This window comes from Bradyrhizobium sp. 187 (assembly GCF_023101005.1).
GTDB lineage: Bacteria > Pseudomonadota > Alphaproteobacteria > Rhizobiales > Xanthobacteraceae > Bradyrhizobium > Bradyrhizobium canariense_D.
The window spans coordinates 4,705,627-4,727,075 of sequence record NZ_CP064693.1 but is presented as its reverse complement, the minus strand read 5'-3'; the positions used below and the strand labels follow the sequence as shown (position 1 = coordinate 4,727,075).

Sequence of the window (21,449 nt, the reverse complement as noted above, 5' to 3'; positions counted from 1 at the left end):
ATCAACAGGAGAGAGTAATGCGTCAGATGATTTCGGGACTGGTCGCGGCGGCTGCCGTGATGTTCGCCGCCACCGCGCCCGCTGCGGCCTGCGGCTTCGATCCGTGCCAGCCGGTCGCGCCGGTCTATTCCGGCTGTAACACCGGCTGCGGCGGTTATGGGGCCGGCTACAGCTACGGCTATGGCGCCTATGAGCGTCTCGCCGAGCCCACCACGCAATATTATCACGTCAACCAGGGCCCGACCTACACCGGCCCGGGCGCCTTCGCGCCGTATCCGACCTACCGTGAGGACGCGGTGGTTGCGCCCGCCAATTACGGCTACGGCCGTGGCTACGGCTATGGGCACGGCTATGGCTATCGCGCTGCCGCGGTCGAAGCGCCGGCCGCCTATCCCTACCGCCGCCCGTATTACCGTCCGTATCGCTACGGCTACGGCCCGCGCGCCGGCTATCTGCCGCGCACGCATTACGGCTACGGTCCGCGCTACGGCTACGCCCCGCGCCATGCGCCGTACTATGGCGGCCACCGCGTGCTGCGCCGCTATTACTGATCGCTTGATCGGTTGAGCCGACGAGACGCCCGTCCGCGACGCGGACGGGCGTTTTGTTTTGTTACCGCTTCATCAGCCCGAGCCGGCTCGCGCCGACATAGAGCGAGAGCACGGCGGCATTCGAGACGTTGAGACTCTTGATCTCTCCCGGCATGTCGAGCCGCGCCACGACGCTGCAGGTCTCGCGTGTCAACTGCCGCAGGCCCTTGCCTTCCGCGCCCAGAACCAGCGCGAGCGGCTCGCGCAGGGTGAGCTCGGAGAGATCCGCGCTGCCTTCACTGTCCAGCCCGACAGTCTGGAAGCCGAGCTCGTTCATCGTGGTCAGTGCGCGGGCGAGGTTTTGCACCGTCACCATCGGGACCAGCTCCAGCGCGCCGGAGGCGGCCTTGGCCAGCACGCCGGTCGCTTCCGGACTGTGACGCGCGGTGGTGACGATCGCCTTCACCGCAAAGGCGGCCGCCGAGCGCAGGATGGCGCCGACATTGTGCGGATCGGTGATCTGGTCGAGCACCAGCACCATGCCGTCCTGCTCCAAATCCTCGATGTCGGGCGAGGGCAGGGGATCGGCCTCGGCGAGCAGGCCCTGGTGCACGGCGTCGGGCGACAGCAGCCGGTCGATCTCCTGGGGCCGGACGATCTCGGGCGCGACCGGGATCGCGATGTTCTCGTCCGCCAGACGCCTTGCGGCGTTCTCGGTCAGCGTCAGCTTGCGGATCTGCCGCTGGGGGTTGGCGAGCGCCATGGAGACGGTGTGCCAGCCATAGAGGATGACAGGCCCGTCGGTGTCCGAATCGCGATCGCGACGGGCCGGACGACCGGCCGATTTTCCGGGCCTGTTGAAGGGCTTAGACCCGCCGCGGGGGCCCCTCGGGTTGAATTTTCGATCCTTCATGGGCTCGCTTGTGTCACGGGTCCCGGAATATGGCAATTTGGGTGGTGTCGGGGGCGATTTTAGCTGTTCGCCTCGGTTGACTTTACCCCACCGCTTCGCCGATAACCGCGCCCGGTCGCGCCCCCATCCGGGCTGTCGCGGCCTTCACGTTCCATGGCCGTCTTCGGTCGCCGGCAAGGTCCGGCCCGATTGTGCTGCCGTCGAGCGGGGGAGTGTCCCGAGTGGCAAAGGGAGCTGACTGTAAATCAGCCGCCTTATGGCTTCGCAGGTTCGAGTCCTGCCTCCCCCACCATCCTGCTTCGCGCTGACGCGCTTCGCAGGATTTGCAGCCTTTTACTGCGCGAAGCAGGATGCCCTCCGAAGCCTAGGCGAAGGGGGGCGGCGTCATGCACTATGTCTATCTTCTGGAGAGCGAACTTTTCGTGGGCCAACGCTATATTGGGCTGACGAAGGATCTCAAGCAGCGGCTAGCCGATCACAACGGGGGTAAATCGCCGCACACGTCTAAGTACGGTCCGTGGCGACTGGTGACCTATGTGGCCTTTTCCGACATCGAGAAGGCTAGAGCCTTCGAGCGCTATTTGAAATCCGGTTCGGGCCACGCCTTCGCGAAGAAGAGACTCTGGTGAGCGAAGGCGAAGACGCACTGAAGCGGATCCGATCGCCTCACCCCACCATCTCCCGCACCATCGGCACCACCTTCCGCCCGTAGAGCTCGATGCTCTTCATCAGCTTGCCATGCGGCAGCGGGCCCGCCGAATACTTCAGCTGAAACCGCGAAATGCCGAGCGCCTTTGCCGTCTTGGCGATCTTGCGCGCGACCGTCTCCGGCGAGCCGACATAGAGCGAGCCGTGCTCGGCCTCGTTCACGAACTCGTCGCGGCCCATCGGTGGCCAGCCGCGTTCCTTGCCGATGCGGTCGCGCATCGCCTTGTAGTCGGGCCACAGCTCCTCGCGCGCCTGTTCGTCGGTCTCGGCGACATAGCCTGGCGAGTGCACGCCGATCGGCTGTGCCGGGCGGCCGAACTCCCTGAACGCGCGATGATAGAGCTCGACGAAGGGCGCGAAGCGCGCGGGATCGCCGCCGATGATCGCGAGCATCAAGGGCAAGTCGTAATGCGCCGCGCGCACCACCGATTGCGGACTGCCGCCGACGCCGATCCAGGTCTTGAGCGTGCCGTTCTCGACCGGGGGATAGACCAGCTGCCCGTTCAGCGGCGGACGCAGCTTACCTTCCCAGGTCACCGGCTTCTGCGACAGCAGTGCCGCGAACAGATCGAGCTTCTCCTCGAACAGCGCCTCGTAAGCCCGCAGGTCGAAACCGAACAGTGGAAAGGACTCGGTGAACGAGCCGCGGCCGAGGATCACCTCCGCACGTCCGTTCGAGAGCGCGTCCAGCGTGGCAAAGCGCTGGAAGACGCGGATTGGATCGTCCGAGCTCAGCACCGTCACGGCCGAGCCGAGATGGATCCGCCTGGTCCGCGACGTGATGGCGGCCAGCACGGTCTCAGGGGAGGAGATCGCGAAGTCGGCGCGGTGATGCTCGCCGAGGCCGATGAAGTCGAGGCCGAGCTCGTCGGCGAGCACCGCCTCGTCGACGACGTTGCGGATCACCTGTGCGTGCGGAAGCATCGCGCCGGAGGCGTCCCTGGTGACGTCGCCAAAAGTGTCCAGTCCGAATTCGAGCGGTGCGGTCATTGATGAGGTCTCTGCGGGCGCGGCTTGCGCGCCTGTCACTGGGGGAGGGGATTGCTTTGGTTGGAGCTAAGCAGCAGGGACTGGCGCGCAATGCTGCTTCGAGAAACCCATTGTTTCCCTTTTTCGTGGTGTCGGGGCGCCCGCCGCCCGCGCCTCAGTCCGACCTGGCGAACATCTCGACCAGCGTGTCGCGCAGCCAGCGCTGCGCCGGTACGGTGTCGTTGCGCTGGTGCCAGAACAGCCTGACGATGCGCGGCGGCGCCTTGAGCGGAAGCGGCACGGCGTGCAGGAACGGCGCGTGCCGGGATTGCGAGCGCAGATCGCTCGGCAGCACGGCGATCAGGTCGGACTGGCGCACGATTTCGTAGGCGGCGCTATAGTGATTGACGGTCGCGACCACGTTGCGCGACAGCCCGCGCGAGGCGAGGAAGAGGTCGTAGGACGGCAAGGTCTTGCCGGCGAGGCTCACATCGACATGCCCCGCGTTGAGGAAGCTGCGCGTGCTCAGCCGCTTCATCGCGGCGAGCGGATGGCTGCGCCGCATGAAGCAGGCGTAGTCGACGGTCCACAGCGAGCGCGAGCGGATGGCGGCCGGCTGCTGCGCCTCGTTGACATAGACGCTGAGGACGCAATCAACGCGATTGTCCTCGAGCTGGTCGGCGATCTCCAAAATGGTGTTGGGAACGGTGTGGATTCGCGCCTTGGGCGCGACCTTGCCGAAATGGTTCAGCAGGTTTGGCATCACCAGCGAGGCGACGTAATCCGACATCGACAGGCTGAACTCGGTCTGAGCACGGTGCGGATCGAACACCTGCTCGTCGAGCGCGCCGCGGACGGTTTCGAGCGCTTCGCCGATCGGCTCCCACAGCACCACGGCGCGCTGGGTCGGACGGATGCCGGTGCCGGACCTGACGAACAGGGCATCGCCGAGCGCGTCCCGCAGGCGTGCGAGCGCGTTGCTGACGGCCGGTTGCGTCATTAGAAGCGCGTTGGCGGCGCGCGTGACGCTGCCCTCGGTCATCAGGGCCTCGAACACTTTCAGCAGGTTGAGGTCGAGCGAGCGAAACGACAGAACATTCACCCCAGTGATGTACTAGATCATGATTATAAATTATGACGATAATATCTCCTTGTCTATGGTTCCCCCCGGGAATGAGCGGAGTGCCGGGCCGCCAGACAGAGGGGGACTTTCATGTCGATGATCTCGGCGCGGATCGAGCGCCTTCCATTCGCACGCTTCCACAAGCATCTGCTGCTGATGGGCGGGCTCGGCTACATGTTCGACGCGATGGACGCAGCCGTGCTGGCGTTCATCCTGCCGGTGCTGCGCACGACCTGGAATCTGTCGAGCGTCCAGATCGGCGTGCTCGGCAGCAGCACCTATATCGGCTTCCTGTTCGGCGCGCTGCTGGCGGGCACGCTGGGTGACCTGATCGGCCGTCGCGCGGTGATGATGTCGGCGCTGGCACTCTATTGCGTCGCATCCATCGTCAGCGCTGCGGTGAACGACTGGTCGTCCTTCTTCGCCGCGCGCGTCGTCGCGGGCATGGGCACCGGCGCGGAGAGCGCGATCATTGCGCCCTATCTGGCGGAATTCGTCGCACGGCGTTACCGCGGCAGCTTTACCGGCGCGCTGGCCGGATTCTTCTCCATCGGTTTCGTCGCGGCGGCCTTGCTCGGCTATTTCATCGTGCCCGCCTCTGAGAACGGCTGGCGCATCGTTCTGGTGATCACCGCGGTGCCGGTCGTCATGCTGCTGTGGTGGCGCAGGGCGCTGCCGGAATCGCCGCGCTGGCTGGAAAGCCGGGGCCGGGAGAAGGAAGCCGCAGCCGTGCTGGACAGGATCGAGGCCGGATTTGCGAGCCAAGGCCATGTCCTGCCGCAACCGGTCGTCGAAATCACGGCGCCTGCCGTGACTGGTGGGACGCTGCTTGCCAATTTCGCCGCGCTCCTCGCCGGCCGCCAGGCGCGCATCACCATCATGACCTGGATCATGTGGCTTACGATCACGTTCAGCTACTATTCCTTCTTCGTCTGGATCCCCGGCCTTCTGGTCCAGGACGGCATGAGCATCACCAAGAGCTTCGCCTATTCGATCGCGATCTATTGCGCGCAAATTCCCGGCTATTTCAGCGCTGCGTACTTCAACGAGCGCATCGGCCGGCAGGCGACGATTGCCTCCTACATGGTGCTCGGCGGCGCCAGCGCGCTTGGACTTGCATTCGCGCAGAGCGATCAGCACATCATGGTCGCCGGAATCTTGCTGTCCTTCTTCATGAACGGCACCTATGCGGGGGTCTATGCCTATACCGCCGAGGTATTTCCGACGGCCGTCAGAACCACCGGCGCCGGGCTCGCCTCCGCGATCGGCCGCATCGGTGCGATCGTCTCGCCGATCCTGGTCGGCTATCTCTATCCCAATTTCGGCTTCGCCGGCGTGTTCGGCCTCACCACGAGCGTGCTGCTGTTAGGCGCGCTCACCGTGGTGCTGATGGGCGTGCCGACACGCGGCCGTTCGCTGGAAGAGATCGCGGCAGGCGAAGTCGCATGAGGGAGACGAAACACCGATCCGATCCGCTGCTCTGCGCGGTGGCGGCCGCGCAGGGCAGGGCGGATCAGCCGGATGCCCTGTACTCGGCGCTGGACGGCGCCCTGAAGTCGGCGATCGGGCACAAGCTGTTCACGATCCTGACCTATGACGACGACACGAGGGAAGCCGCGCGGGTGTATTCCAATCTGCCCGGACCTTACCCCGCGGGCGGCCGCAAGCACCTGGCGCCGGGGCCGTGGACCGAGGCCGTGCTCGACCGCGGCGAGGCCTATATCGGCCGCACCCGGGACGATCTGCGCGAGGTGTTTTCCGATCACGAGCTGATCGCTTCGCTCGGCTGCGAGAGCGTGCTCAACATGCCCGTGCGCTGGCGCGGGCGCACGCTCGGCTCGCTCAATCTGCTCCATGAGGCAGGCTGGTACGGCGAGGACGATGTCGCTGCGTGTCTCCCATTCGCCCAGCTCGCCTTGCCCGCGCTGCTCATCCAGTCCTGATAAGACAGGAAGTCGTCATGTCCCGTGTGCTCTTCAAGAACGCCGCTCTGCTCGATCCGCTTCAGCCGGACCTCCTGGAGGGACATCACATACTGGTCGAGGACGGTCTGATCAAGGAGGTCTCCGATCGGCCGCTCCAGGTGGAAACCGACCGCACCGTCGATCTGAAGGGCAAGACGCTGATGCCCGGCCTGATCGACCTGCATGTGCATGCGATCGCCGTCGAGCTCAATCTGGCGCAGCAGGTGCACATGCCGAACGTGCTGGTGACGCTGCGCTCGACGCTGCTGCTGCGCGGCATGCTGCGGCGGGGCTTCACCACCGTGCGCGACGCCGGCGGCGCCGGCCATGCGCTGAAGCAGGCGATCGAGACCGGTCTCACCGACGGTCCGCGGCTGTTCGTCTCGGGTCGTGCGCTCAGCCAGACCGGCGGGCACGGCGACATGCGGGCCCGCTCGGATTACCTCGCCAGCGACGCACCGTGCCCCTGCTGCGTGCGTGTCGGCGCGCTGGCGCGCGTTGCCGATGGTGTCGACGGCGTGCGCAAGGCCGCGCGCGAGGAGCTCCAGATGGGCGCCGACCAGATCAAGATCATGGCTTCCGGCGGCGTCGCTTCACCGACCGATCCGGTTGGCGCCTTCGGCTACTCCGAGGACGAGATCCGCGCCATCGTCGAGGAGGCGCGCGGGCGTCAGACCTATGTGCTCGCCCACGCTTACACCGCTGCCGCGATCGAACGCGCGGTGCGCTGCGGGGTGCGCACCATCGAGCACGGCAATTTGGTCGATGCTCCGACCGCGCAGCTGATGGCCGAGAAGGGCGCCTATGTGGTGCCGACGCTCGCCACCTACGAGGCGCTGGCTAACGAGGGTGCCCAATATGGCCTGCCGCCCGAAAGCGTTGCCAAGATCGCCGATGTCCGCGACGCGGGCCTGCGTTCGCTCACGATCTACCGCGACGCCGGCGTAAAGATGGGGTTCGGCAGCGACCTGCTCGGACCGTCGCAGCGTCTGCAGAGCGACGAATTCCGCATCCGCGCCGAGATTCTCGGTCCGCGCGCCGTCATCGCCAGCGCGACATTGGTCGGCGCCGAGGTCCTCGGCATGGAGGGCAAGCTCGGCCGCATCATGCCCGAAGCCATTGCGGACCTGCTGGTGGTCGATGGCAATCCGCTCCGCGACGTGGCCTGCCTGCTCGGCCAGGGCGAGCACATCCCGATGGTGATGAAGGCAGGCAAGGTCCAGTTCGACCGGCTGGGGGCGCGTAGCTAATCCTATTTCGAGATGCGCACGACCATCTTGCCAAGCGCCCCGCGCGTCTGCATCGTCCTGAACGCTTCCCGGAAGTCATCCAGCGCGAAGATGCGACCGACCATAGGCTTCAGCTGGCCCTCGACCAACCAGGCCGTCAGCTCCGACATCAGGCGCTTCTGCACCTCGGGCTCGCGGATTGGAAGCTGCGCGAGGTCGACGCCGAGCAGGGCGCCGCCCTTCAGCAGTGGCAGGTTGAATGGCAATGCCGGGATCGCGCCGGCGGCAAAACCGACCACGAGATGACGGCCGCGCCAGGCGATGGAGCGAAAGGCCTGTACCGAGACTTCGCCGCCGACGGGGTCGAAGATCACGTCTGCGCCGCGTCCTGAGGTCAATTCCTTCAGCGTGTCGCGCCAGTTGGTCTGCGTGTAGTCCACCACAGCGTCGGCGCCGTGCTGTCGCGCGAACGCGCGCTTGTCTGGTGTCGATGCCGCTGCGATCACACGGGCGCCGAGCAGCCTGCCAATCTGGACGGCCGCGATTCCCGTGCCGCCCGCTGCGCCCAGCACCAGAAGCTGTTCGCCTGCGCCGAGCGACGCGCGCGCACTCAGCGCATAGAGGGCGGTCAGGTAATTGGCACGAAACGAAGCGGCGACCTCCGCCGCGACGCTGTCCGGCAGGGGATAGAGCGCTTCGGGGGGGACGACGATCTCTTCGGCAAGCGCGCCCGAGCGCGTCATCCCCATTACGCGCATCCCGGGTTGATAGCCGCCCGGTGCGCCGGGGGCTTCGTCCACGATGCCTGCGAATTCGGTTCCGGGAATGAAGGGCAGGGGATCCTTGGTCTGATAGCGCCCCTCCATCTTCAAACCGTCAACAAATCCGATTCCTGCAGCCTCTACCCGGACACGCAGCTGTCCGGGCCCGATGCGTGGAGACGGAACGTCCTTCAGGGCGATTTGATCGATCGGCGCGTATTGCTCGACGACGACGGCTTTCATGTCGGACCTCTGTTGTCCAGTTATGCTGACAGGTCTCGACACCAGCCTCTTGTGTCTTACCGCCACATTCCGCGCATCCGCGCCCTGATGTCGACCTTCGGCCCTTGCGCCGCCGTGCGGGCCGCGCTTGCCCCAGCCTTCGGCCAGGCGGTGCGCTCGAACAGATAGACCAGCGGCTCCGGGATGAAGCGGGTGCGCGAGGCGTAGACGTGGCGGTCGCCCTTGGCTTGCTGGCCGTGGGTGAAGAAGCGCTGCGGCACCACGAGGTGCAGGTCGTCCTTGGCGCGCGTCATCGCGACATAGAGCAGGCGGCGTTCCTCCTCGAGCTCGGCGCTGGTGCCGGCGCCGAGATCCGACGGCATGCAGCCGTCGACGACATTGAGCACGAATACCGATTTCCACTCCTGGCCCTTGGCGGAGTGGATGGTGGAGAGGATCAGATAGTCCTCGTCGCGCAAGGGCGGCCCGGATTTGTCGCTGGCAGCATCCGGCGGGTCGAGCGTGAGCTCGGTCAGGAATTTCTCGCGCGAGGCATAGCCACTCGCGATCTGCTCGAGCTGCATCAGGTCGGCGCGGCGCGTCTCCGAATCCTCGTGGAGGCGATCGAGATGCGGTTCGTACCAGAGCCGCACGCGTTCGAGATCGGCCGGCCATTCCGAATAGCGCAGATTTTCGATGGTGCGGACGAAGTCGGTCCAGTCCGCGCCGGTGCGCGGCGGCACCGGGAGCTGGCCGAGCGCGGCGAGCGGATCGGAGCTCTCCGCCATTTGATCGAGCACGCGCTGCGCCGTCGCGGGTCCGATGCCCGGCAACAGATGCAGGATGCGAAAGCCGGCGACGCGGTCGCGCGGATTTTCGGTGAAGCGCAGCAGCGCCAGCACGTCCTTGACATGCGCGGCATCGAGAAATTTCAGCCCGCCGAACTTGACGAACGGGATGTTGCGGCGGGTCAGCTCGATCTCCAGCGGGCCCGAATGCGAGGAGGTCCGGAACAGCACTGCCTGGTGCTTCAGGAGCGCGCCTTGCTCGCGGTTGGCCAGCACTTCCTCGACGATGTAACGGGCCTGGTCGGTCTCATCGTGCACGGTGACGAGCTGCGGCTTTTGCGCGGAGCTGCGGTCGGTCCAGAGGTTTTTTGTGAAGCGCTCGCGCGCCAGACCGATGACGCCGTTCGCCGCCGCCAGCACGGGTTGCGTCGAGCGGTAATTGCGGTCGAGCGTGATCATCTCGGCGCGGGGCGAGAAGCTCTGCGGAAAATCCAGAATGTTGCGGACCGTGGCGGCGCGGAACGAATAGATCGACTGCGCGTCGTCACCGACGACGGTGAGGCCGCGTCCGTCCGGCTTCAGCGCCAGCAGGACCGAGGATTGCAGGCGGTTGGTGTCCTGATATTCGTCGACCAAGACGTGATCGAAGCGGCCGCCGATTTCTTCCGCGATCAGCGCATCGCTCATCATCTGCGACCAGTAGAGCAGCAGGTCGTCGTAATCCAGCACGTGCTGGGCCTGCTTGGCCTCGACATAGGCCGCGAACAGGCCCTTCAGCTCGGCCGCCCAGCCTGCGCACCAGGGATAGTGCGCCCCCAACACCTTCTCAATCTCCATCTCGGCATTGACGCAGCGCGAGTAGATCGACAGGCAGGTGCCTTTGGCGGGAAAGCGGCTCTCCGTCTTCGACAATCCGCGCTCGTGCCGGACCAGATTCATCAGGTCGGCGGAATCCTCGCGGTCGTGGATGGTGAAGGCAGGATCGACGCCGATCCGCTCGGCATATTCGCGCAGCAACCGTGCGCCAATGCCGTGGAACGTGCCGGCCCAGCTGAGCGCGTCGCGCATGATCGCGGCATTGTTCTCGCCGAGCACTTTTCGGGCGATGCGCTCGACCCGGCCGGCCATCTCGGCCGCGGCGCGGCGGGAAAACGTCATGAGGAGGATGCGGCGCGGATCGCTGCCCGCGACGATCAGATGCGCCACGCGGTGGGCCAGCGTGTTGGTCTTGCCGGAGCCCGCACCGGCGATGACGAGCAGCGGCGCGCCCACGGTCGCACCATCGGCCACGCCATGCTCCACGGCGCGGCGTTGCTCCGCATTGAGCGTGTCCAGATATGTCGCCACGAATCGCCCCGGTGAAACAGCCAGAGTCGGCGATCCCGCTGCGAATCGCAATGCGTCTGGACGGGACCGATGTTAAGACCTAGGGACAAGACGGCCCAAGGTTCCATTCCGAAAAGCGCCACCCGGCATGACCGAGCTCAAATCCGACCAGTTCGAGATGCGACGGCTGGAATCGCTCAGCAACACCATCTTTGGCGTCGCCATGACGCTGCTCGCCTACGATCTGCCTAGGGCCGCGGTCTTCACCAGCGCGCCGGACTGGAACGATCTCGCCCGGGTTTATTCCGGCAAGCTCGCGGGTCTTGCGCTCAGCTTCATCATCGCCGGCGTGTTCTGGATCAGCCATCACCGGCGGCTGGCGCGCCAGCCCGTCGGCAGCCGCGGCGCGGTGATCCTCAATTTGTTCTTCCTGCTGTCGATCGTGCTGCTGCCGGTGACCAACGGCCTCTACACCAACTACGCCACGAGCAGTGCGGTCGCCGTGCTCTACGGCCTGCACCTGACTGCAATCGCCGGCCTCAATGCCTGGCTGTGGTGGAGGATCTTGGGCGGCTGGCGCCAGGAGATCATGGCCTCGTTGTTTCCGCTGCTGGTGTTCATCCCGGGCACGGTCGTTGCGGCGTTCGCGCCGCAAGTCGCGCCGTTCGTGTGGTTCATCGCCTTCGGCGGGCTGCTGATCCAGCGCTTCTATGTCGGGCCCACCGGGACGGACAATTAGGCCTGCCGTTCATTCGCCGGAGGGCGTCGCGCCGAACCCGTCGGCCGGCACGTAAAGCTTGACCGGGCGGATTTCGTAGACCGCTGAGGGATTGACCTGGCGCAGCGTTCGCGCCGCCGCGATCGCCTCCTCTTCCGTGTCGTACTCGGCGAGGTGGAAGCCCAGAAGCTGCTCCTTGGTCTCGGCAAATGGGCCGTCCAGCACGACCCCCGCGCCGGGGCCGCGCAAGGTGCGGGCCTTTCGGGTCTCATCCAGGCGGGCGGCCGGGCCAAAATGCCCGCTTGCCCGGAGGGGAGCCTGAACCTCGATGACCTTTGCCACGACCGCGGCGTCCTTCTCGGGCGTCCAGGACAAGATCTCGTCTTCCACGTGATAGGCCAGGATGGCGTAAAGCATCGTCACCTCGTTGATTTTCGCTGCGCGCGTCCAAAGGACGTATCACCACCGTCGCAGCCGACAATGGGGCTGCGGAAAATATTGCGTCGCGGGTGCGGCGACGAAACCTTCCCGAAACCCGATTGCGGCCGAAAGGTGTGAACGCCGCGCGAAATCGGCGCGACTGATTGCCACCAAGAGCACTTCGGAGGCGGCCATGTCGACCATCAAGATCATCTGCGACGCGCGTCGGACGGGAAAGTCGGAGCTTGCGGATCTGCACGACCAGAGCGGCCACCATCGCTATTACGACAGCTCGGCCGAGAGCGGCGGCGAGCGCATCGTTGAAAGCCGGCGCGGCAAGCGCCCGCGCGCAATGAACGTTTGCGGCTTCTAAGCCCAATGCTTGCGAAACAGCCTGCGACCATGAACGTCGTGCAGATATCGATCGCCGCGATGCCGTTCCTGCTCTCGCTCGCGAGCAGGTCCGGCAAGGCGATGGCGCCAAGCCTGCTGGCGGGCATCTTCACCGTGCTTCTCGGCAGCGAGCCGCCGCGGGCGGCCATGGCCTGGTGCGTCGGGCTGTTGATCGCGGCGGTTGCGGTGCGGGAGCGGACTCGCACGACCTGACCGCGTGTCACATCCCGCTCAGCACCTGCTTGATCAGGGTTTCCCGCAACCGGGCGATTTCGCCGCTCGCCTCCATCTGCTCGATCATCCTTCCGACCTTCGGCACGAGATCGCGATGCCGTTCATGCAGATGGTGGTAGATGCTGATGCGCTCGAGGGGTGGTGAGAGCGGATGGATCCTGGCCTGGAGATTGAGCTTCCTCACCGCAGCCAACCCGCTGAAGAGGTCGGTGACCATCACGTCGATGCGGTCGGCGTCGAGCATCTTGACCATGTTGTCGAGGCTTGTCGTCGCCGTGACCCGGGTCATGCCGCGCGTACCGGCTTCCGACGAGCCGACGCCGCGTACGATGCCGATGCTGTAGTCCCTAATTGAATTCCAGCCGGCGACGTCGAACTGCAGTTTCGTGGTGAAGACAGTAGGCTCGATGTAATTGATCGCAGGTGTCACCTGGATCAGCGTCGGATAGTCGCGAGAGAGCGTTCCGATCCGCTGGACCTCGCCGTCGACCTCGCCGGTGCTCGACAGCGCGAGCGCGCGCTTGCCGGGCACATCCTCGAATTCGAGCTTGATGTTCAGCCGGGCATAGACCGCGCGGAGCATCTCGCCGCCGACATATTGATCGGGGATATCGGCGATGCGCGCCAGCCTGATGACCTCTTGCGCCTGCGACGGGCCTGCCGCGAGCAGCAACAGGCAGACCACGACTATCCGCCTCATGACGCATCTCCCTGGCCATGCCTCTTGGGCGTGCCCTGCTACCATCGGATTCCGGTGCCGCGATCTACCGGAGATGGCGGCTGCGCCGGTCCGCAACGTTGAGAGCGCGTTCCCGCTGTATGGCGGCTCCGGACTTTCACCGATGTCATTCTAGCACGCGAGGTGGTAGTTTGCCTGGGAAGCCTGCTGCTGGGCGCAAGATATGACCCCGTCGAGCTCAAGCCGCCCAAGGGCCAACAGGATCATCGGCCGACAAGATCGCCACGTGTATCGCGTGCTGAGGCAGCGCCTCAACCGTTCACCTGCTCGCGGCTGCGATCGGTAAGCTGAGCAGGTGCCGCCATTTTCGAGGACATGGTGCATGGGCGACGCAGGTGACGATGATATCAAGCGTGGCCGCGCCATTGCGCCGGCGGCTTCGAAGCAGGATTTGACCGGCATCGGCGCCCCGTTCGCGCCTCCGATGTTCGCGGCGCTCCTGTCGCGGATCTTCAACTGGTCGCGCAGCGGCGTCGGGCCTCGGCTGCTTGCCGCCGTGCTGCTGTTCTCATCGGTCGTGACGCTGACCCTGACCGCGCTCCAGCTCTATCTGGATTACAATCGTGAGGTCGGACTGATTGAGACGCGGCTCGACGAGATCGGCCGCAGCACTACGGGCAGCCTCGGAGAGAGCCTGTGGAATCTCGACCAGAACCAGCTCAAGCTCCAGCTCGATGGCATTCTGCGGCTGCCCGACATCCGTGCGGCGGAGGTCCGCGAGATCGCCGATCGGCCCAATCCGATCCGCGTGGAAGTCGGCGAGCGAAACACTCGTTCGATCATGACCCGGGAGTTTCCGCTGAGCACGATGGTGCAGGGGACCTCGCGTGCCATCGGCACGCTCCGGGTCGAGGCGACGCTGACCGACGTCTATCAGCAATTGTTGAACAGGGCCCTCGTCATTCTGGCAAGCCAGGCGGCAAAGACGTTCCTCGTCTCGTTGTTCATCATCTACATGTTTCATCTGCTGGTGACCCGGCATCTCGTCGCGATCGCCGAGTACGTCGGCAAGTACAGCCTCGGCCGGCCGCCGCCGCCGCTGCGCCTGGAGCGCCGGCCGCCTGACGAGGCCGACGAGCTGGACAAGGTGGTCGTTGCTTTCAACGCCATGTGCGCCAACCTCGAACATGCCTATGGCGAGCTGCGCGCGGCCAATGGGAATCTCGAGCGCGACCTGAAGATCCGGCGGCATGCCGAGGAGAACGCCCGCGCGAGCGAACAGCGCTTCCGTGACTATGCCGAGACCGCATCCGACTGGTTCTGGGAGACCGGTCCGGATCACGTGTTCACCTATATTTCAGATCGGGCCGGTGCTTTCGGCATGGACCCCAAGGCGCTGATCGGCAGGCGCCGTTCAGACGCCGCCTTCGACCACGATGCCGAGCCGCAGAAATGGCGCAGTCACTGGGCCACGCTGGATCGCCACGAGCCGTTCCGGAAGTTCGAGTATCGCGGCCGCGATGCGGCTGGCCGCGCGCACCATTTCAGCGTTAACGGCCAGCCGGTGTTCAGCGCCGATGGACGCTTCATGGGGTATCGCGGTTCGGCTACTGATCTGACCGAGCAGCACGAGACGGAGGAGCGGCTTCGCCAGTCGCAGAAGATGGATGCGATCGGTCAGCTCACCGGTGGCGTCGCGCATGACTTCAACAACGTGCTCACTGTCATCACCGGCACCATCGAGATCATCCGGGAGGGGCTGGCGGACAAGCCCGACCTCGCCGCGATCGCCCAGCTCATTGACGATGCGGCGGCGCGAGGCGCGGAGATCACCTCGCAGCTCTTGACCTTTGCGCGTAGGCAGCCGCTGGAGCCGCGCGAGATCGACGTCAACGGCCTCGTGCTCGAGACGGCGAAGCTGTTGAAGCCGATCCTGGGCGGAAACATCGAGATCGTGACCCGCCTCGCGGACGACGCCTGGCCGGCGATGGCCGATCCGTCGCAGCTGTCGTCGGCGATCATCAATCTCGCCGTCAATGCGCGGGATGCGATGCCTGGCGGCGGCACGCTGACGCTCGAGACCGCGAACCGCGAATTCGATGGCGCGGATGGTGCTGGTGACGGCGATGCCACGCGCGGCGCCTTCATCATGGTTGCGGTGGCCGACACGGGCCATGGCATCCCCGCCGACATCCGCGACCGCGTGTTCGAGCCGTTCTTTACCACCAAAGGGGTCGGTCGCGGCACCGGGCTCGGCCTCAGCATGGTCTACGGCTTCGCCAAGCAGAGCGGCGGCAGCGTTGCGATCGAGAGTGAGGAAGGCCGCGGCACCGTGATTCGGCTGTTTCTGCCGCGATCTGCGGGCGGAGCGCAGGCCAGGACCGGCTCGCTCCAGGCGCCCGCGGCGGCACGCGGGCACGAGGCGATTCTCGTCGTCGAGGACGATCCGCTGGTGCAGGGCTATGTCATCGCCCAGCTCGGCAGCCTCGGCTATCGCATCCTCGCAGCCGGCGACGGCGCAACCGCGCTTGCGCTGGTGCAGCAGGGCGCCCAATTCGATCTGCTGTTCACCGACATCATCATGCCCGGCGGCATGAACGGGCAGGAATTGGCCGAGGCCGTGTGGCGCCTCCGCCCGGGGATGAGGGTGCTCTATACGTCCGGCTATACCGACAACGCCCTCGACCACGAGGGTCAGCTCGGTCCCGGCGTTGCGCTGCTGAGGAAGCCGTACCGGAAGGCGGACCTGTCGTTGAGGATCCGCGAGGTCCTCGCCGGCGAGCCGCCCGCCTGAGCAGCCGGCGCGCGATGCCAACGAAAAAGGCGCGGCGGGGAAGGCCCCCGTCGCGCCCGATTTCTTGCTCGCTGGTCCAGGGCTGAGAGCGCCCCGATGCCAAGCCTCTATTAAAGGCTTAGCGGGCGATCCCAGCGAGGTGACAGCGCTTGGTAAAAGACACTGGATCACCTCCTTTCGTTGGTTGCGGAAGATTTCAATATAGGCGGCAATTCCGGCGTTGTTAAGGGGAGGCGGGTCGGGAGGAACCAGCGGCTGTTCGTAGGGCCGGGCAGACGCTGGAAGCCGTCTCTTAGGCAGTTGATCTTGGGCAGTTGAGACCGCCGCCCGGCCGTGTTAGGGAGCCCCTGTCGCGGGTGTAGCTCAATGGTAGAGCAGCAGCCTTCCAAGCTGAATACGAGGGTTCGATTCCCTTCACCCGCTCCAATTATTTCAATAACTTAGCGCGTTAAGGCCTTTCCATTCTGACAAGCCGCGCATTCTCATTCTGACAAACGTTCCTTTCGCTTGTTTTGCACGGCGCTTGATGCGTTTCATTTGCGCATCTTGCTTTGCCTGATCGTCGTCGTGCAGATAGTGCGCCATAGCTGCCGTCGACGACCACTGACCCTTCTTCATTAGCTGCGTTTCCGTTAGCCCGGATGTGCTTGCTTCGGTCGTGCCGCCGTGGCGGCCGAAAGAGGTAAAAGTTAGCTCGGGCCGTAAACCTGCAGCCAAGATAATTTTCTTCGTGATGCGTTGGACTTGAGTCAGCGTCTCGCCCTTGCCAAACCAGGGTAGACTGCTCCCATCACGTCGCAACATCAGACCTCCTGTCGGACGCAGCTCCTTGATCGCACCGAGCTCTGCCATTAGCAGCGGGTAACATGCCTTCCCCTTGGCTTCTTTGAAGAGCTTTCGAAGAGCTGATCGACGAAAGCGGTGTCAATACTTGCGACCCGGCGCGTCCCCAGTCGTCGGCCATCTTGCAAGATGTACTCACCGATCATTTTGATGCCAGTCTCATGAACCCGGCACTGACCGGGGCTCAAAGGCTGAAGTCGCTTAGCTGTCTTCTGGGGACCACGTTTGACGGTAGAGATGAAACATCCAATCTACCGTGCCGATGACCACGCCAATGCCAATCGCATTTTGCGTCCTCGCCGCCCATGCGCCAGCTATCTGAAGCTCGACCTGAACAGCACATCCTGCAAGAACTCATCCTGCAGGATGCGGTGTACATACTGCCAGCAAGAGATGTTAGCGGCAGACGTAGCTGCCGTTAACCAGAACGCGGACACACGCGGTGCCCACCGTAGGTCATGGTATCCTCCCCCTAGGCGTCGATCTCCTGAGCGCAGATTGGCGCGAGAGGCGGCGGCTCAATGAGCGCCGCCCATCGCGCCATCATCAAGCTCTATTGGCACACATACATGATGCCATCACCGCCCTTCACCAACGAGCCTGGGACGCATCCGGTGCCGTTGCGCGCCGCATAGTCGGCCAGCCGCTATAGCCGTAGCTCCACGGCCCGCCGAAGTAATAAGCTCGCACCGCGTACCAGGGCAAACCGTCATTCGTGTAGTAGTGACCGCGATAATAAGGAGTGACGTACAATCGGGCGGCCGCTTGGGCGTTGTCGAGTCGCAGCGAGATCCCGCTTCGGTCGGTCAAGCCAATGAACAGCGCCGTGCCGCATACGAGCGCGGCGACGGCAATCTTCCTTGCGCTTATCTTCATGGACGTTCTCAAAAAATGAACTTCAACGCCACAACACCAACGCCACAACAGGGCGGCGATTTGCGTTAGATCAAGGGAATCAAACAAATCGAATCTGCTTCTCCTTCGAATTCGCAGGATCAGTTCGGATCAAATAATGCGAATCTGGAGGATAGCACTCCAGCCCGACAAGTGCGGCCCACCATCGGAAAGCTCGCTGTCACGGTGGCAGCGCCGGCTCTCTCTGCACTGGAGCCAAGTATGCAATTGTGCGAGTGCTTTTCGCCAGAATGCTTCAGGCAGTCGGGGACGAGCTCGGAGACGGCATCGCGGTTCGGGATCTGCTCTTCATCAGCTCTGCCGATCGGTTCGTAGGATCCTGTTGCGCAGCGACCAATTTGCTGAACGCAAAGAAGAATCTGGCGACGACACCCTCGTCCGATCCGCGCTCATCACGAAGCGCCTCTGCCGCCATAAGCGACCAGCTTCTTGCCTCAGCCATCCAGACGGTGCGGTTTGCCGCATCCTCGCTTGCGAGCTGCCGACAAAGTGCTGCGCGCGAACTCAGCTCGAATTGACTCATCATCGTCCCTCCCTGCCAGAAGCTCGATGTACGCGGTGAGAACTCTGCGTTGCGTGCCACGTCTCTGCAATTGACCTTCCGGTCATTGTACCAAGGGGCATGTCACAGCCACTGACCAAGCCGCGCGATACTACGCCAGGCGGTGTTGCGAAAATTCAGTTTGTTGATCTGGCTCAAGCGACGCCGCATTCGAACGCGGTGAACATTAGCCTGCTGCAGCGTGCGTGCGCTTACCAGTGAAGCGCCACCGATGCATCAGCAAGTGCTTCACCAGGGGCGCGCCGCGGCGGAAGCAACGGCGGCTCGATTTAGGCAGCCATGCCCATGCAGGTCGCATTTCTTCGCCAATCCTGCCGCCGTGGCCCGTTGCTTGCCAGACGAAGGTCTGCGGCGGCAATGGCGCCGACAATGCCCATCTCGCGATATCTGGTCTATGTCGGCGGTGCGTTGCTCGCGATGCTCTTCGTTGTGGACGCCCTGGTGCAGGATCGGCCTGCCATCCACGGTGGAGCTGCGCGCTCCGCGACCATCCGCATCCATTCCGATTGGAAATTGCCCGAGCGGGTCGTTCTCGACACTAGCCTGCCGACGATCGTCGCAACCGACATCGCCAAGGTCGAGCCTGGTGCCCTGCCGGGCGCCGACCTCTCACAGAGGCGCGCTCGCGAGGCCTTCGCTCAGCTAGGAGCAGCCGATGCCGAACGACCGCCGGCGCGTCCGTCGACAAAAGCTGATGTGAAGCCGCAGCGTCAAAACAAAAGTGCGCGGAGGCACATCGAAAAAAATATCCGCCTCGTCGCGCGGCCGCCGCAGTACGGCTGGTTTGGCAACCAGGTTTGGTGAGCGTCTCCGATCGTCGCATCTTCGGCGTGGGGCGCCTGCCATCGATACTATCAACGAGTGCACGTCGAGGGATTGCCCAATCAAATGTCCTTCAAGATCGGGAGTAACTGACATGAGTGAAACGTCAAGGTTTGAACGGTTAGATCGTCGCGGGGCTCTTTCATTGCCCGGATGGGCCGCTGTACTCGGATTGGCGGCACCCGGCACGGTGCTGTTAGGAACAGAAGCGCCGGCGCAGACGATCGGCATGGAGCGACGCCAGGAGAGGCGGGGAGCCCGCCACGAGCGACGTCAGGAACGGCGCACGGGCCGGACTGAACGCCGCCAGGAAAGGCGTTCAGGGCGCACGGAGCGCCGTGAAGAGCGGCGCAACTAGGACGTCAACATGCTCTCACCGATCATCGCTCGCCGGCAGAAGTCTGCTTGATCGCGATCCGGAAGCTGGCGGATGCCGCAGACCTGCTACGTCACATTCGAGGTGCACAAGCGTGGGACCTTGCCGAAGCGGCGAAGTCCACGGGAGACACGCACATTCGAGAGCGAAGCCGAGGCGCGGGCTTTCGCGCGAGAGAAATTCAATGAGGGATTGATCGTGTTTGCAGGCACGCTCAATCCCTTTTTGCCACGACGGCTGATTCCCTCGAGCGACATTCCGTCCTGGATAGAGCAAGACCGAGGCGGCGAGGTTGGCGGCCACGATGACAAGCGCGAACCGGAGAAATAGGCAGCATGTCTTGGTGCTTCATGCCGATGTCACGTTCGAAATGTCTTGAGTGTTGCCATTATGGCACGTGGAGTTTGTGCCCTCGCCCGTAGAGTTTCAGCTGGAAGTTGGGGGATGATCGCAGGGCAACAAGCCACCGTTCGAGCAATCAAAAAGCGGCCGGCAAGGAGAGCATGATGAAAAGACTTCTGCTGACAACCATTGGCGTGGTGACGCTGGCCATGGGACCCGCCATGGCTGCCGATATGGCCGTGAAGGCGCCGCCCCCGGCACCGATCATTCCGATCTACAATTGGACGGGGCTCTACATCGGCGGCAATGGTGGCTGGGCGCAGAACCACAGCTGCGTCGATTTCCTTGACGCGGCCGGCGTCGCCGTCGCTTCCGGCTGCCGCGATCGTTCCGGTGGTGTTATCGGTGGCCAGCTTGGTTATCGCTGGCAGGCCAGCCAGTGGGTGTTTGGTCTGGAAGCTCAGGGCGATTGGGCGGATCTCAGCAATCAGCGCGTCAGCCTGTTCGATCCAACGCTCTCCACGCGCGCCAAAACCAGCGCTATCGGCCTCTTCACCGGCCAGATCGGCTACGCCTGGAATGCGTCACTGCTCTACGTGAAAGGCGGCGCTGCGGTGACAGACAATCGCCTCAGCGTACTTGATACTGCGACCGGCGCCGAGCTCGCGGCGCAAAGCGCAACCCGCTGGGGTGGTGTCATCGGTGTCGGATTCGAGTATGGCTTCACGCCGAACTGGTCGGTGGGTCTCGAATACGACCATCTGTTCATGGGGCACCGGAATAATTCGTTTACGGTCGCTGATCCGCGACTTGCTGCTTTCGTGAACGATCGGATCACCCAGGACGTGGATATGCTCACCGTGCGCTTCAACTACCGGTTTGGCTGGGGCAGCAATCCGGTCGTCGCGAGGTACTGAACTTTCCTGGTCTGATGTCTTCAGGAGGCCGGCAGCGACGCCGGCCCTCATTTTTGCGCTTTGGCGCGTCCTATCCTCGGCGCCTGCCAACGCGATCGACCGGACCGCCGCGATTGGTCGGTGTGCCGGGCCGCACTGCTTCTCGTGCGCCAGCGCGCGCGACAGGACGCACCCCCAGGACGACGCCCGGTCTTGCAACGCAATGCGCGGGATAGTCCACGTATTGGCAGTATGCGACGGCGTTGGCGCTCCCAGAACTCGTGAAGACGAACCCGACCGTCATCAATGCAACTGCTAATGCGATGGATGGCTTCATTTTTGGCCTCCTGTTTTTGGAGCCGTAGTGGAAGCCTGCGCGTTGCGGACGTTACCGGCAAAACGGTTCGTCTGCCGCGAGAATCGTCCGATGCGGCTCTCGCGCCATAGAATGTCGATCGCTCAAAACTGTTCGTGCTGGAGCGGTTGGATTCCGTCGAGCGGCCGGGTTGCTCGGGCGATCGAATACACTCGGTTTCCTTACACGATGTCTTCCAATGATAGCCTGATCGAGGAGGAAGGATTGCTGTTGCGGGCCGCCGATCTCATCGGTCAGCTCGGCGATCCCAACTACCTGAAGAAGTCCAACGCGCTGTTCTACGAATTCGAGGAGATCGGCCTCAACAGGACCTTGGGCTACGCGACGCCAGCGGACATCGTTTACAAATATCCGCCATTCTATTGGAGTAACGTAGCTCCCCAGATCCAGCCGGCGATACGTCATCTCAACGTGACGTCCCGAGGCCGGCAATGGATAGCGAGTCTCTACGGCAACATATTTCGGGCCGAGCGCGAGCTGACTCTGTCTGGACCTCAGCCCTAGAAGAGGCTCGACGCTTGATCTGGATCAAGCGTGCGGCGTGAG

Annotated in this window: 21 protein-coding genes, 2 tRNA genes and 1 pseudogene; 15 read left to right on the top strand and 9 right to left on the bottom strand. The window is 64.0% G+C overall.

Going from position 1 to position 21,449, the window contains the following annotated elements; translation table 11 throughout:
* Nucleotides 1–17: 17 nt before the first annotated feature.
* Complete coding sequence (locus tag IVB19_RS22800; RefSeq protein WP_247335727.1) at nt 18–551, top strand: hypothetical protein; 534 nt, start codon at nt 18–20, stop codon at nt 549–551.
* 61 nt (nt 552–612) lie between these two features.
* Here the strand turns inward: IVB19_RS22800 and rlmB are convergent, their stop codons facing one another.
* Entirely contained in the window at nt 613–1,443 is an 831-nt protein-coding gene (gene rlmB / locus IVB19_RS22795) for a 23S rRNA (guanosine(2251)-2'-O)-methyltransferase RlmB (RefSeq protein ID WP_247362010.1), read from the bottom strand.
* Between the two features lie 206 nt (nt 1,444–1,649).
* On the opposite strand from rlmB, the gene IVB19_RS22790 reads away from it, so the two are divergent.
* Nucleotides 1,650–1,735, top strand: a tRNA-Tyr gene (locus tag IVB19_RS22790).
* 94 nt (nt 1,736–1,829) lie between these two features.
* On the top strand, nt 1,830–2,072 hold the full coding sequence (locus IVB19_RS22785) for a GIY-YIG nuclease family protein (protein ID WP_247362223.1): 243 nt from the start codon (nt 1,830–1,832) through the stop codon (nt 2,070–2,072).
* A gap of 37 nt (nt 2,073–2,109) precedes the next feature.
* On the opposite strand, the gene IVB19_RS22780 is transcribed toward IVB19_RS22785, so the two are convergent.
* Together IVB19_RS22780 and IVB19_RS22775 are read right to left on the bottom strand one after the other, a co-directional pair.
* A complete protein-coding gene (locus tag IVB19_RS22780) occupies nt 2,110–3,141 on the bottom strand; it encodes an LLM class flavin-dependent oxidoreductase (protein WP_247362226.1) in 1,032 nt (343 codons plus the stop codon).
* Nucleotides 3,142–3,295: 154 nt separating this feature from the next.
* On the bottom strand, nt 3,296–4,222 hold the full coding sequence (locus IVB19_RS22775) for a LysR family transcriptional regulator (RefSeq protein ID WP_247819880.1): 927 nt from the start codon (nt 4,220–4,222) through the stop codon (nt 3,296–3,298).
* Between the two features lie 111 nt (nt 4,223–4,333).
* On the opposite strand from IVB19_RS22775, the gene IVB19_RS22770 reads away from it, so the two are divergent.
* The 3 genes from IVB19_RS22770 to IVB19_RS22760 are packed head-to-tail and all read left to right on the top strand — an operon-like array spanning nt 4,334 to nt 7,457.
* Nucleotides 4,334–5,692: an MFS transporter gene (locus tag IVB19_RS22770; RefSeq protein WP_247819879.1), complete on the top strand. Its 1,359-nt coding sequence runs from the start codon at nt 4,334–4,336 to the stop codon at nt 5,690–5,692.
* Complete coding sequence (locus IVB19_RS22765; RefSeq protein ID WP_247362237.1) at nt 5,689–6,186, top strand: GAF domain-containing protein; 498 nt, start codon at nt 5,689–5,691, stop codon at nt 6,184–6,186. Before IVB19_RS22770 ends, IVB19_RS22765 begins: the two co-directional genes overlap by 4 nt.
* Before the next feature lie 17 nt (nt 6,187–6,203).
* Nucleotides 6,204–7,457: a metal-dependent hydrolase family protein gene (locus IVB19_RS22760; RefSeq protein WP_247362239.1), complete on the top strand. Its 1,254-nt coding sequence runs from the start codon at nt 6,204–6,206 to the stop codon at nt 7,455–7,457.
* Between the two features lie 2 nt (nt 7,458–7,459).
* Here the strand turns inward: IVB19_RS22760 and IVB19_RS22755 are convergent, their stop codons facing one another.
* A complete protein-coding gene (locus IVB19_RS22755; RefSeq protein WP_247819878.1) occupies nt 7,460–8,440 on the bottom strand; it encodes an NADPH:quinone oxidoreductase family protein in 981 nt (326 codons plus the stop codon).
* 56 nt (nt 8,441–8,496) lie between these two features.
* On the bottom strand, nt 8,497–10,554 hold the full coding sequence (locus IVB19_RS22750; RefSeq protein WP_247362244.1) for an ATP-dependent helicase: 2,058 nt from the start codon (nt 10,552–10,554) through the stop codon (nt 8,497–8,499).
* A 127-nt stretch (nt 10,555–10,681) separates the two neighbouring features.
* Between IVB19_RS22750 and IVB19_RS22745 the strand changes: the two genes are divergently transcribed.
* Nucleotides 10,682–11,272 carry a TMEM175 family protein gene (locus IVB19_RS22745; protein WP_247299708.1) on the top strand — a complete coding sequence of 197 codons (591 nt, stop codon included), beginning with the start codon at nt 10,682–10,684 and terminating at the stop codon, nt 11,270–11,272.
* 9 nt (nt 11,273–11,281) lie between these two features.
* Here IVB19_RS22745 and IVB19_RS22740 read toward each other — a convergent pair whose 3' ends face one another.
* Nucleotides 11,282–11,668 (bottom strand): YciI family protein, encoded by a 387-nt coding sequence (locus IVB19_RS22740; protein WP_247362247.1) that lies wholly within the window; start codon nt 11,666–11,668, stop codon nt 11,282–11,284.
* Between the two features lie 196 nt (nt 11,669–11,864).
* On the opposite strand from IVB19_RS22740, the gene IVB19_RS22735 reads away from it, so the two are divergent.
* The gene (locus IVB19_RS22735) at nt 11,865–12,044 is read left to right on the top strand and encodes a hypothetical protein (protein ID WP_247362250.1); all 180 of its coding nucleotides are present in this window, start codon (nt 11,865–11,867) and stop codon (nt 12,042–12,044) included.
* A 29-nt stretch (nt 12,045–12,073) separates the two neighbouring features.
* Nucleotides 12,074–12,277 carry a hypothetical protein gene (locus tag IVB19_RS22730; protein ID WP_026233505.1) on the top strand — a complete coding sequence of 68 codons (204 nt, stop codon included), beginning with the start codon at nt 12,074–12,076 and terminating at the stop codon, nt 12,275–12,277.
* A 7-nt stretch (nt 12,278–12,284) separates the two neighbouring features.
* Here the strand turns inward: IVB19_RS22730 and IVB19_RS22725 are convergent, their stop codons facing one another.
* Nucleotides 12,285–12,998 carry a substrate-binding periplasmic protein gene (locus IVB19_RS22725; RefSeq protein WP_026233506.1) on the bottom strand — a complete coding sequence of 238 codons (714 nt, stop codon included), beginning with the start codon at nt 12,996–12,998 and terminating at the stop codon, nt 12,285–12,287.
* Between the two features lie 361 nt (nt 12,999–13,359).
* Between IVB19_RS22725 and IVB19_RS22720 the strand changes: the two genes are divergently transcribed.
* Both IVB19_RS22720 and IVB19_RS22715 read left to right on the top strand, forming a co-directional pair.
* A complete protein-coding gene (locus tag IVB19_RS22720; protein WP_247362252.1) occupies nt 13,360–15,771 on the top strand; it encodes an ATP-binding protein in 2,412 nt (803 codons plus the stop codon).
* A 352-nt stretch (nt 15,772–16,123) separates the two neighbouring features.
* Nucleotides 16,124–16,197: transfer RNA gene (locus tag IVB19_RS22715), tRNA-Gly, on the top strand.
* Nucleotides 16,198–16,203: 6 nt separating this feature from the next.
* Here IVB19_RS22715 and IVB19_RS22710 read toward each other — a convergent pair.
* Together IVB19_RS22710 and IVB19_RS22705 are read right to left on the bottom strand one after the other, a co-directional pair.
* On the bottom strand, nt 16,204–16,575 hold the full coding sequence (locus IVB19_RS22710; protein ID WP_247362254.1) for a site-specific integrase: 372 nt from the start codon (nt 16,573–16,575) through the stop codon (nt 16,204–16,206).
* A gap of 627 nt (nt 16,576–17,202) precedes the next feature.
* Entirely contained in the window at nt 17,203–17,490 is a 288-nt protein-coding gene (locus tag IVB19_RS22705) for a hypothetical protein (RefSeq protein WP_247362256.1), read from the bottom strand.
* 1,018 nt (nt 17,491–18,508) lie between these two features.
* Here IVB19_RS22705 and IVB19_RS22700 point away from each other — a divergent pair.
* The 4 genes and pseudogenes from IVB19_RS22700 to IVB19_RS22680 form a co-directional block, all read left to right on the top strand.
* On the top strand, nt 18,509–18,895 hold the full coding sequence (locus tag IVB19_RS22700; RefSeq protein ID WP_247364649.1) for a hypothetical protein: 387 nt from the start codon (nt 18,509–18,511) through the stop codon (nt 18,893–18,895).
* A gap of 448 nt (nt 18,896–19,343) precedes the next feature.
* A complete protein-coding gene (locus tag IVB19_RS22695) occupies nt 19,344–19,619 on the top strand; it encodes a hypothetical protein (protein ID WP_247362258.1) in 276 nt (91 codons plus the stop codon).
* A gap of 173 nt (nt 19,620–19,792) precedes the next feature.
* The gene (locus IVB19_RS22690) at nt 19,793–20,548 is read left to right on the top strand and encodes an outer membrane protein (RefSeq protein ID WP_247364656.1); all 756 of its coding nucleotides are present in this window, start codon (nt 19,793–19,795) and stop codon (nt 20,546–20,548) included.
* A 357-nt stretch (nt 20,549–20,905) separates the two neighbouring features.
* Nucleotides 20,906–21,407, top strand: a pseudogene (locus IVB19_RS22680) (metal-dependent phosphohydrolase); the annotation flags it as partial.
* Nucleotides 21,408–21,449 lie beyond the last annotated feature (42 nt).